Source organism: Pseudomonas sp. 67(2021) (assembly GCF_017491835.1).
GTDB lineage: Bacteria > Pseudomonadota > Gammaproteobacteria > Pseudomonadales > Pseudomonadaceae > Aquipseudomonas > Aquipseudomonas atacamensis.
The window spans coordinates 90,665-101,630 of sequence record NZ_JAFGYL010000016.1; the positions used below are offsets into that span (position 1 = coordinate 90,665).

13 protein-coding genes and 1 other RNA gene are annotated in these 10,966 nt (G+C 58.3%); 10 read left to right on the forward strand and 4 right to left on the reverse strand.

Translation table 11 applies throughout. From position 1 onward, the window contains the following. Positions 1–215 precede the first annotated feature (215 nt). The 7 genes from rplM (at position 216) to J5M66_RS19350 (ending at position 5,105) form a co-directional block, all read left to right on the forward strand. Positions 216–644, forward strand: coding sequence for a 50S ribosomal protein L13 (gene rplM, locus J5M66_RS19320; protein ID WP_003228062.1), 429 nt, complete (start codon positions 216–218; stop codon positions 642–644). A gap of 14 nt (positions 645–658) precedes the next feature. Further along, positions 659–1,051, forward strand: a complete 393-nt coding sequence (gene rpsI / locus J5M66_RS19325) for a 30S ribosomal protein S9 (RefSeq protein ID WP_003228056.1) — start codon at positions 659–661, stop codon at positions 1,049–1,051. 273 nt (positions 1,052–1,324) lie between these two features. Next, complete coding sequence (gene petA / locus J5M66_RS19330; protein WP_007917031.1) at positions 1,325–1,918, forward strand: ubiquinol-cytochrome c reductase iron-sulfur subunit; 594 nt, start codon at positions 1,325–1,327, stop codon at positions 1,916–1,918. Then, entirely contained in the window at positions 1,918–3,129 is a 1,212-nt protein-coding gene (locus J5M66_RS19335; RefSeq protein ID WP_024014252.1) for a cytochrome bc complex cytochrome b subunit, read from the forward strand. Before petA ends, J5M66_RS19335 begins: the two co-directional genes overlap by 1 nt. Beyond that, entirely contained in the window at positions 3,129–3,911 is a 783-nt protein-coding gene (locus tag J5M66_RS19340; protein ID WP_024014251.1) for a cytochrome c1, read from the forward strand. Before J5M66_RS19335 ends, J5M66_RS19340 begins: the two co-directional genes overlap by 1 nt. Before the next feature lie 146 nt (positions 3,912–4,057). Continuing rightward, the gene (locus J5M66_RS19345) at positions 4,058–4,675 is read left to right on the forward strand and encodes a glutathione S-transferase N-terminal domain-containing protein (RefSeq protein ID WP_007961620.1); all 618 of its coding nucleotides are present in this window, start codon (positions 4,058–4,060) and stop codon (positions 4,673–4,675) included. Positions 4,676–4,691: 16 nt separating this feature from the next. After that, positions 4,692–5,105, forward strand: coding sequence for a ClpXP protease specificity-enhancing factor (locus J5M66_RS19350; RefSeq protein WP_016773263.1), 414 nt, complete (start codon positions 4,692–4,694; stop codon positions 5,103–5,105). A gap of 48 nt (positions 5,106–5,153) precedes the next feature. Here the strand turns inward: J5M66_RS19350 and J5M66_RS19355 are convergent, their stop codons facing one another. The 4 genes from J5M66_RS19355 to J5M66_RS19370 form a co-directional block, all read right to left on the reverse strand. Next, positions 5,154–5,732, reverse strand: coding sequence for a BON domain-containing protein (locus J5M66_RS19355; protein WP_024014250.1), 579 nt, complete (start codon positions 5,730–5,732; stop codon positions 5,154–5,156). Next, the gene (locus J5M66_RS19360; protein ID WP_008082788.1) at positions 5,729–6,322 is read right to left on the reverse strand and encodes a phosphoheptose isomerase; all 594 of its coding nucleotides are present in this window, start codon (positions 6,320–6,322) and stop codon (positions 5,729–5,731) included. The genes J5M66_RS19355 and J5M66_RS19360 overlap by 4 nt, the downstream gene beginning before the upstream one ends. Positions 6,323–6,423: 101 nt before the next feature. Further along, positions 6,424–6,786, reverse strand: a complete 363-nt coding sequence (locus J5M66_RS19365; protein ID WP_016773265.1) for a YraN family protein — start codon at positions 6,784–6,786, stop codon at positions 6,424–6,426. After that, a complete protein-coding gene (locus tag J5M66_RS19370; protein ID WP_110603059.1) occupies positions 6,786–8,597 on the reverse strand; it encodes a penicillin-binding protein activator in 1,812 nt (603 codons plus the stop codon). The genes J5M66_RS19365 and J5M66_RS19370 overlap by 1 nt, the downstream gene beginning before the upstream one ends. Before the next feature lie 177 nt (positions 8,598–8,774). On the opposite strand from J5M66_RS19370, the gene rsmI reads away from it, so the two are divergent. The 3 genes from rsmI to mraZ all read left to right on the forward strand — a co-directional run bounded on the left by rsmI (position 8,775) and on the right by mraZ (position 10,965). Next, complete coding sequence (rsmI, locus tag J5M66_RS19375; RefSeq protein ID WP_207809331.1) at positions 8,775–9,680, forward strand: 16S rRNA (cytidine(1402)-2'-O)-methyltransferase; 906 nt, start codon at positions 8,775–8,777, stop codon at positions 9,678–9,680. Positions 9,681–9,753: 73 nt separating this feature from the next. Beyond that, positions 9,754–10,107: RNase P RNA component class A (rnpB, locus tag J5M66_RS19380), an RNA gene on the forward strand. 402 nt (positions 10,108–10,509) lie between these two features. Next, positions 10,510–10,965, forward strand: a complete 456-nt coding sequence (mraZ, locus tag J5M66_RS19385) for a division/cell wall cluster transcriptional repressor MraZ (protein WP_007917012.1) — start codon at positions 10,510–10,512, stop codon at positions 10,963–10,965. Position 10,966 lies beyond the last annotated feature (1 nt).

Genomic DNA, 10,966 nt, shown 5'->3' on the forward strand with positions numbered 1-10,966 from the left:
AAGCAGGTTGAAAAATTTTTCGCAATCTGCATAATTGCCGACCTCTTTCTGCAGTGGAAGTGATGCGCCGCCGCCGAAGAATCTTGCCGTTGAACGGACGCGCCGACCCGAGCCCCCGAAAGCGTCTGTATCCGGCTGCCTTTGACTTGTCAAAGTACGCACTATTCAGTAAGATCCGCCGTCTTATTTACAGGCGGCCCCTGAGGCTATAAAGAATGAAAACTTTTACTGCTAAACCGGAAACAGTAAAGCGCGACTGGTTTGTCGTCGACGCTGCTGGTCAGACCCTGGGTCGTCTGGCCACCGAAATCGCGAGCCGTCTGCGTGGCAAGCACAAGCCTGAGTACACTCCTCACGTTGACACCGGCGACTACATCGTCGTCATCAACGCCGAGCAGATCCGTGTTACCGGCGCTAAAACCACTGACAAAATGTACTACTCCCACTCCGGTTTCCCGGGCGGCATCAAGTCGATCAACTTTGAAAAGCTGATCGCCAAAGCCCCTGAGCGCGTGATCGAGACCGCGGTTAAAGGCATGCTGCCTAAAAACCCACTGGGTCGCGACATGTACCGTAAGCTGAAAGTCTATGCGGGCGCTGCACACCCTCATACTGCTCAGCAGCCCCAAGAACTGAAGATTTAACGGAATAGTTCATTATGTCGGCGACTCAAAATTACGGCACTGGCCGTCGCAAGACCGCAACCGCACGCGTTTTCCTGCGTCCGGGTACTGGTAACATCTCCATCAACAACCGTTCGCTGGATAACTTCTTCGGCCGCGAAACTGCCCGCATGGTAGTTCGTCAGCCGCTGGAGCTGACCGAGACTGTCGAGAAGTTCGACATCTACGTCACCGTGATCGGCGGTGGTGTAAGTGGTCAGGCTGGCGCAATCCGCCACGGCATCACTCGCGCTCTGATGGACTACGACGAAACCCTGCGTAGCGCTCTGCGCAAAGCTGGCTTCGTTACCCGCGACGCCCGTGAAGTTGAACGTAAGAAAGTTGGTCTGCGTAAAGCGCGTAAGCGTCCGCAGTACTCGAAGCGTTAATTCCGCTTCCACGTTCAAAAAAGAACGCCCGCCTCCTCACGGAAGCGGGCGTTTTTTTATGCCTGCGATTTATCAAAGAATTGCGTTGTGACAACTTGCCACAGCCGTAGACCCCCTATACTCCAAGGCTTAAGGGGCTGAGCCCCGGGGAATTAACCTTGTCAGAATTGGGGGTTTTCATTACCATTCGGGCAAAATTTTTATAAGTAACATTTGATTTATTTAGTAGACGCCTGATTTAACAGGCCAAAAAAGCTGATGGGAGAGGACTGAATGAGCAATGACGGCGTGAATGCAGGCCGGCGTCGCTTCCTGGTGGCAGCCACATCCGTGGTGGGTGCTGCAGGAGCGGTGGGGGCTGCGGTCCCGTTCGTGGGGTCATGGTTTCCCAGTGCCAAGGCGAAAGCTGCCGGTGCACCGGTGAAAGTGAATGTCAGCAAAATCGAGCCAGGCCAGCAGATGATTGCTGAATGGCGCGGCCAGCCGGTGTTCATTGTCCGCCGTACCGAGGAAATCCTGGGGAATCTCAAGAAGATCGAGGGTCAGCTCTCCGATCCGACCTCCAAAAACTCCACGCAACCCACTTATGTCGACCCTGAAGTACGCTCGATCAAGCCGGAGATTCTCCTGCTGATCGGGATCTGTACGCACCTGGGTTGCTCACCGACCTTCCGTCCCGAAGTGGCACCTGCGGATCTGGGCAAGGACTGGGTAGGCGGCTATTTCTGCCCGTGCCACGGTTCCCACTACGATCTGGCTGGCCGCGTCTACAAGTCGCAACCTGCGCCTTTGAACCTGCCAGTTCCCCCGCATTCCTATGAGACCGATGACCTGATTGTCATTGGCGTCGATACGGAGAAAGCGTGATGAGCAAGTTCATGGATTGGGTTGATGCGCGCTTTCCCGCGACCAAAATGTGGGAAGACCATCTCAGCAAATATTACGCACCAAAAAACTTCAACTTCTTCTATTTCTTCGGCTCGCTGGCGCTGCTGGTGCTGGTCAACCAGATCGTCACCGGCGTCTGGCTGACGATGAGCTATACGCCGTCGGCAGAAGAAGCCTTTGCTTCCGTTGAATACATCATGCGCGACGTCGAGTACGGTTCGATCCTGCGTCTGCTGCACTCGACCGGCGCCTCGGCGTTTTTCATCGTCGTCTATCTGCACATGTTCCGCGGCCTGCTATACGGTTCGTACCAAAAACCGCGCGAGCTGGTCTGGGTGTTCGGCATGCTGATCTACCTGGCGCTGATGGCCGAAGCGTTCATGGGTTACCTGCTGCCGTGGGGCCAGATGTCGTACTGGGGCGCCCAGGTGATCATCTCGCTGTTCGGCGCGATTCCGCTGATCGGCGATGACCTGACCCAGTGGATTCGTGGTGACTACCTGATCTCCGGAATTACCCTGAACCGCTTCTTCGCCTTGCACGTGGTCGCGTTGCCGATCGTGATTCTCGGTCTGGTGGTGTTGCACATTCTGGCGCTGCACGAAGTGGGCTCGAACAACCCTGATGGCGTCGATATCAAGAAGCACAAAGACGAAAACGGCATCCCTCTGGATGGCATCGCGTTCCACCCGTACTACACGGTGAAGGACATTGTCGGCGTCGTGGTGTTCCTGTTCATCTTCTGCTTCATTGTGTTCTTCTTCCCGGAAATGGGCGGCTACTTCCTCGAAAAACCAAACTTCGAGCCGGCCAACCCGTTCAAGACGCCTGAGCATATTGCTCCGGTCTGGTACTTCACTCCGTTCTACGCAATCCTGCGTGCGGTGCCGGACAAACTCCTGGGCGTTATCGCCATGGGTGCGGCGATTGCGGTGCTGTTCGTGCTGCCTTGGCTGGATCGCAGTCCGGTGAGATCGATGCGCTACAAGGGCTGGCTGAGCAAAATCTGGCTGGTGGTGTTCTGCATCTCCTTCGTGATTCTCGGCATTCTTGGCGTTCTGGCGCCGACGCCGGGGCGCACGTTGCTGTCGCAGGTCTGCACCTTCCTGTATTTCGCCTACTTCATTCTGATGCCGTTCTACACCCGGCTCGAGAAGACCAAACCGGTTCCGGAAAGGGTGACTGGCTGATGAAAAAGTTATTTCTTGCTCTGATTTTTGCTGCGCTGCCTTCCCTGGTTTTTGCTGCCGAGGGTCATGGTCCGGAACTGGAAAGTGTCGATATCGACGTCTCCGACAAAGCCGCTCTGCAGGATGGTGCGCGGACCTTTGCCAACTATTGCATGGGTTGCCACAGTGCCAAGTTCCAGCGTTACGAGCGCGTCGCCGATGACCTCGGCATCCCGCACGAGTTGATGCTGGAGAAGCTGGTGTTCACCGGTGCCAAGATTGGCGACCACATGAACATCGGCATGCAGCCTGCCGACGCCAAGACCTGGTTCGGCGCAGCGCCGCCGGACCTGACTCTGGTAGCGCGAGTACGCGGCACCGACTGGCTCTACGGTTACCTGAAGTCGTTTTACGAAGATCCGGCGCGTCCATGGGGCGTGAACAACAAGGTCTTCCCGAACGTCGGCATGCCTAACGTGCTGGTCGGCCTGCAAGGTCGTCAGGTTGTCGGCTGCAAACAGGTGCAGATCGTCGAGGACGGCAAGAAGCAATACGATCCGCTGACCGGCACGCCGCTGACCCATGAAGCGTGCGATCAGTTGACCATCGTGCCGAAGTCCGGTGCTCTGAACGAAGAGCAGTTCGATGAGAAGGTCAAGAATCTGGTAACCTTCCTGGCTTACTCGGCTAACCCGGTTAAGCTGCAACATCAGCGCATCGGTACTTATGTCTTGCTGTACCTGGCGTTCTTCTTTGTGTTCGCCTACCTGCTCAAGCGTGAATACTGGAAAGACGTGCACTGATACGCTTCAAGCATTGCTGTTAATCGCGCGCGCCCAAGGGCGCCTCCGCTAAAGCAGGATCTGCTCAGTCAGACCCTGCGGGAGGTGCCCTCTGGGCGCGCGCGTTTTTCCGGTTCCGACAAATTCAACAAGCGAGGAGGATCGCCATGGGCGTGACCAATCGGTTGGCCTGTTACTCCGACCCCGCCGACCACTATTCCCACCGAGTGCGCATCGTGCTTGCAGAGAAGGGTGTCAGCGCCGAAATCATTTACGTGGAAGCGGGCCGCCAGCCGCCTAAACTGATTGAGGTGAACCCTTACGGCAGTCTGCCGACGCTGGTCGATCGTGACCTGGCGTTGTGGGAGTCGACCGTGGTGATGGAGTATCTGGATGAGCGTTACCCGCACCCGCCGCTGATGCCGGTTTATCCGGTGGCGCGGGCCAACAGCCGTCTGCTGATCCACAGGATTCAGCGTGACTGGTGCGGGCTGGTGGATCTGATTCTGGATCCCAAGAGCAAAGAGGCCGCACGGGTCGTGGCGCGCAAGGAATTGCGCGAAAGCCTGACCGGCGTTTCGCCGCTGTTCGCCGACAAACCGTTCTTCCTCAGTGAGGAACAAAGTCTGGTGGATTGCTGCCTATTACCCATACTCTGGCGTTTGCCGATTCTGGGTATTGAACTGCCGCGGCCGGCCAAGCCGCTGCTTGATTATATGGAGCGCCAGTTTGCGCGTGAGGCTTTCCAGGCGAGTCTGTCTGGTGTCGAACGCGATATGCGCTAAGGCTTAAGGAGCCGCTATGAACTCCAGTCGACCTTATCTGGTCCGCGCGCTCTACGAGTGGATTGTGGATAACGATTGCACCCCGCACATGCTGGTCAACTCCGAGTATCCGGCGGTGCAGGTGCCACAGGGTTTTGCCAGTGACGGCCAGATCGTCCTGAACATCTCGCCGAGTGCCGTGCGTCATCTGCACATGGATAACGACGTGGTGACGTTCGAAGGCCGCTTCGGCGGTGTTCCGCACAGTCTCTACGTGCCAATCAGCGCGATCCTGGGCATTTATGCGCGTGAGAACGGCCAGGGCATGGTGTTTGACCTCGAGTTGCCGATGGACGACGAGGAAGACATCGATCCGGATGACGACTCGCCGCCACCGGGCAGCGAGCCGCCACGCCCGAGTGGCCGGCCAAGCTTGAAGGTTGTGAAATAAAAAAAGGCGATCCGGATGGATCGCCTTTTTTGTGTCTGCCTTTTACGGTCAGTCGATGTATTCGAACAGCTTCACAATCTTCTGCACACCAGACACACCCTGAACCAGATTGGTTGCCTGAGTGGCTTCCTGTTTGGTCAGCAGGCCCAGCAGGTAGACGATGCCGTTCTCGGTCACGACCTTGATGCGCGAGCCAGGAATGCTGGCGTCGGTGAGCATCTGGGTCTTGATCTTGGTGGTCAGCCACGCGTCGTTCTGGCGCGCGAGCAGGGAGGACGGTTGCAGCACTTGCAGTTCGTTGTGCACCTTCTTCACGCGCTGGACGTTGGCGGCGGCCTGTTCGGCTTTGGCCTTGAGGTCTTCGCGCGGAGTCTGGCCGGCGAGCAGGACGACGCCGTTGAAGCTGGTGATGACGATGTGCGAGTCGTTGTCCAGTGCCGGATCGGCCTTGGCGATGTTCACGCCTGCTTTGGTTTCGATCAGCGAGTCGTCGATCTTGCTGCCGAAGGTGCGCGTGCCACGGTCGTCTTCGATCGGCGCTTCACGGCTGGCGTTCACCACCGAGGTGCAGCCGCTGATGCCGAGGCACAGGGTCAAGGCCAGAAGGCCAAGGCGATTAGGGGTCATTCTTCACTCCCGAACAGTTGGCTGTCGATCAGATCGCAAAGGCAATGGATCGCCAGCAAGTGGACTTCCTGAATACGTGCAGTGACGTTGGCCGGTACGCGAATCTCGACGTCCTCGGGCAACAGCAGCGACGCCATGCCGCCGCCATCGCGTCCGGTCAAAGCTACGACAATCATTTCGCGATCATGTGCGGCCTGGATCGCTTGAATAATGTTCGCCGAGTTGCCGCTGGTCGAAATCGCCAGCAACACATCGCCCGGCTGGCCGAGCGCGCGGATCTGCTTGGAGAACACTTCGTTGTAGCTGTAATCGTTGGCGATCGAGGTGATCGTCGAAGTGTCGGTGGTCAGCGCAATCGCCGGCAGGCTCGGACGCTCGCGCTCGAAGCGGTTGAGCAGCTCCGAAGAAAAATGCTGGGCATCGCCGGCCGAGCCACCGTTGCCGCACGAGAGCATTTTGCCTTCGTTGAGCAGGGCGTTAACCATGATCTGGCTGGCTTGCTCGATGTGCGGTGCAAGTACGTCCATCGCCTGTTGCTTGGTGTCGATACTGGCCTGGAAAAGCTGGCGAATTCGGGATTGCATGTCCATCTGTGTGACCTTAAGTGGCGCGGCTGTTCGGCACGTGAATGTGCAGCCGGCAAAGCAAAGAGCAAAATGTGTCGGACGAAAACAGGGCAGGGTGCAGGCGATCAACTGTCGAAAGCATTCTGCAACCAGTTCAGCTGATTCGGGTGGCTGTCGATCGCCACCACATCGAAGCGGCAGGGGGAATTGGCCCAACGCGACTCGCGCTGAAGAAAATACTGTGCTGCAAAGATCAGTTTCTGCTGCTTGCGCTCGTCGATACTGGCGAGCGCGCCACCCCATTGAGTGTTTTTTCTGTAGCGAACTTCAACGAATACTACTGTATCGCCATCAAGCATGACCAGATCAAGCTCGCCGCGTTTGCATAACCAGTTCTGCGCCAGCAGGCGCAGCCCTTGTTGTTGCAGATGTTCGAGCGCCTGGCGCTCGGCATCCTTGCCGCTTTGCGAGCGTGACCTGTCGGGCATCAGCGCGGGGTGTCCGGCAGGCGCTGCACCTGACCGCTGACGAACTGTGCCCACGGCAACTGGCGCACAACGCGCTGGGTCTGGGTCATGCCGAGGCTGCCCGACTGACCTTCGATGCGGCTGTCCGGCAGGGCCTTGAGTTGGCCAAGGCGCGGTGCCAGGCGATAGGCGTCGGCGCCCATGGCGTACAGGCGACCGAGGCTGCCATTGGCTTGCGGCCATTGCGCAGCTACTTGCTGGCGCAGCGGATCGCTGGTTTCGAGCAGCCATGGGGTTTCGCAGAAGCGAATGCCGTTCATGTCGTTGTACTGATTGACGTCGCCGCTGGCGCTGTAGACGTGGGAGGTCGCGTAGACCGGCACGTCACCGGCGTACTGGAAATTCAGGGTCGGCTTGATCTGCTGGGCCTGTTGCGGCGTGGCGGCCAAGAAGATGAATTCGATGTCCTGGCGACGCGAAGGCTGGGCGGCGACATTGGTGCCGGCAACATTCTGCAGGCTCTTGGCGCGGGCTTCGCTCTGGCGCAGCTGGAACATGTCGGCGATCTGCTGGGCCAGTTGCACCGGCTGATCGACACGCTCGGTGGCAACGATACTGCCGCCATTGGCTTGCCAGTCCTGGCTGAAGGCACGCAGGACGCGATCGCCCCATTCGCCCTTCGGCACCATGATCGCGGCGCGATGCAGGCCGTCGGCACGAGCGCGACGGGAAACTTCGCGAGCTTCGTCTTCAGCCGCCAGACCGAACTGGAACAACTGCGCCGGGCCTTGCTCGCCTTCGCTGTAGTTCAGCGCCAGGGTGGTGATTGGCAGTTGCGGGCGAGTGCTCAGTTGCTTGACCAGTGGTTTTTCCAGCGGGCCGACTACCAGTTGAACGCCGTCAGCCTGGGCCTTGCGATAGAACTCGTCCATCGAGGTCAGCTTGGAACTGTCGTAGAACTCGATGGCAGGTGGGTTCTGGCCGGCCTGTTGCGCCTGATAATGCGCGGCCATGAAGCCTTCACGCAGCGCTTTGCCGACCGACGCCAATTGGCCGTCCTGTGGCAGCAGCAGGGCGATTTTGCTCAGTGGCTGGCTGGCCAGTTCCTTGAGTTTGGTCAATGGCAGCGGCAGGTTGACAGCCGCCGGGTGCTTTGGATTCTGCGCACGCCAGTTGTCGATCGCGGCTTGTTGCTGTTCCAGCGTGCCTGCGGTTTTCACCGCTTGCGCCAGCGCCATCCAACCGCCGAGATCGTCGGTGTTGTTCGGTTGCAATTGATCGGTTGGCAGCGAAGCGATCAGGATCCAGATCGCTTCGTGATTCTTGCTCGCCGCTTCGCCTTCCAGCATCGGTGCGATGAACACACGCTCACGGGCAGCGGCCAGTGTCTGGCCGTCGGCTTCAAGGGCGCGGGCGTGAACAGTGCCAGTGCGCACTTGCTGCTCTTCCGGCATTTCCCCGAGCTTCTGGAAGCTTGGATGGCTCAGGGCGGTCAGCGCAGCTTTCGGCTGATTGCGCGTCATGGCCAGTTCGGCGGACAGCGTATTGGCGAAAATCTGCTGGCCTGGCTTGAGTTGCTCCACCGGCACTTGTTGCAGGATTTGCGCGGACTGGCCGGCATTGCCTTGGCGGTAAGCCTGGTCCGCCGCGCTCAGGCGCAGCAGGGCGGCTTGTTCCGGGGTTTTAGCCTGGGCAGCCTGTTCGAGCAGTTGCTCGATGCTGGCGTCCGGAGTCCGTGGAAGTTCGCCAAGGCTGGAGGAAGGGGAGCTGGCACACGCGGCCAACAAGGCAGCGAGGCAGAGGGCAGTGAACAGCCGCAGGCAAGCGATCATGTAAGTGTTCCTGATACTCGATCAAATTAGCGTGGAATTGTACCCAAGCACTGGCCGGGGCGCGATGTTACTGGCGTGAATCGGTCAATTTAGCTGGAGTAAATGTTGCGGCAGCGCACAACCGCGCGAAAAACCGCACTCGGCCGGAGCGCATCGCAAGCCTCATGACGCGCTACAATGGCCGCTTTTACCGATCACGAGGTGTGCGCTTTGACTGCTCCAGGTCCTTTGAATTCCGCTGCTGGCTCGCTTTATGTGGTGGCGACGCCCATCGGCAACCTGGACGACATCAGCGCCCGGGCCTTGAAGATCCTTCGTGAAGTGGCCCTGATTGCAGCGGAAGATACCCGGCATTCGGCGCGCCTGATGCAGCACTTCGGCATCGGCACGCCGCTGGCCGCCTGTCATGAACACAACGAACGGGATGAGGGTAGCCGCTTTATTACCCGGTTGCTGGCGGGCGACAACGTCGCGCTGATCTCCGATGCCGGCACGCCGCTGATTTCCGATCCGGGTTATCACCTGGTGCGTCAGGCCCGTGCGGCCGGCATCAACGTGGTGCCGGTGCCGGGTGCCTGCGCGTTGATCGCGGCGCTGTCGGCGGCGGGATTGCCGTCCGACCGTTTTATCTTCGAAGGCTTTCTGCCGGCCAAGTCGGTCGGACGCAAGGCGCGTCTGGAAGCGGTTAAAGAAGAGCCGCGCACATTGATTTTCTATGAAGCGCCGCATCGCATTCTCGAATGCCTGCAGGATATGGAAGCAGTGTTTGGGGGCGAGCGTCAGGCTCTGCTGGCGCGGGAAATCACCAAAACCTTCGAAACCCTCAAAGGCCTGCCGCTCAGCGAACTGCGTGCGTTCGTCGAGTCCGACACCAATCAGCAGCGCGGCGAATGCGTAGTGCTGGTGGCCGGCTGGACGGCGCCGGAGTCGGAGGACGCGGTCAGCAGCGAAGCCATGCGCATCCTCGATCTGCTTCTGGAGGAAATGCCGCTCAAGCGCGCTGCCGCACTGGCAGCGCAAATCACTGGCGAGCGCAAAAACGTGCTGTATCAGGTGGCGCTGGATAAACAGAAAGGCGTGTAAGCCGTCGCCCATGGCGTTCTTGAGGGTTTTAGCGCTTGTTCTTCCGGCGCTCTGCCGTTAACCTTCGCGGCGGAGAGTCGATCGGACAGTCGCTGCCCTCTATGAAAATTAGAGGGGGGAGGAAAGTCCGGGCTCCATAGGGCGAAGTGCCAGGTAATGCCTGGGAGGCGTGAGCCTACGGAAAGTGCCACAGAAAATAACCGCCTAAGCGCGCAAGCGCCGGTAAGGGTGAAAAGGTGCGGTAAGAGCGCACCGCACGTCTGGCAACAGTTCGTGGCTAGGTAAACCCCACTTGGAGCAAGACCAAATAGGGTCCCAAGGCGTGGCCCGCGCTGGGACCGGGTAGGTTGCTAAAGATGTCCAGTGATGGCCATCGTAGACGAATGACTGTTCAAGACAGAACCCGGCTTACAGATCGACTCTCCACCTTTTTCTTTCCCTGCTTGAAACAAAGAAGACGCGGCTGTGTAATATCAGCCGGCCTGGTCTGAAACTCCGGCAGCGGCAAACGCGGTAATAGCCTTTTCCCACCCTGCTTCAATCAACAGCCGAAGCGCCTTTGTAATACCGAAAAAATCTTACTCTTAACAAACTACTTTAACTTTCGAGCGCAGCTTTCAGTGCTGCATCAAGTTATTGGTCGAAACTTCACGTCAGATTCTCGTTGCGCCTCCTTTTACGTCGCTAAATCTCCGTTCTGTAAGGCTTTTCCTTTAATCCGCGCCTTGACGGTGTGGTGGGCGCATTCCTATAGTGTGCGCAAGTGGCGGAAAGTGGCATGAAGTGGGTTTTTTGAGCTCAAAACGATAAAAATTGGAGAAACGCTGACGTGTTTCGCGGAGCTAACGCTATCAGTCTCGATGCAAAGGGCCGTCTCGCCATGCCGAGCCGGTACCGTGACGAGCTCGATTCGCGCAGTTCCGGCCAATTGATCGTGACCATTGATGCCGTTGATCCATGCCTGTGTGTCTATCCGCTCGATGAGTGGGAAATTATTGAAACCAAGTTGCGCGCACTCCCTTCGCTTCGCGAAGAGAACCGTCGCCTGCAACGTTTATTGATTGGTAATGCCGTCGACCTCGAACTCGATGGCAGTGGTCGTTTCCTGGTTCCGCCGCGTTTGCGCGAATACGCCAAGCTCGATAAGCGCGCGATGCTGGTCGGCCAACTGAACAAGTTCCAATTGTGGGACGAGGATGCATGGAACGCGGTATCTGCCGCTGACCTTGCTGCTATTCAACAACCGGGCGCGATGCCTGATGAACTGCGTGATTTGATCCTGTGAC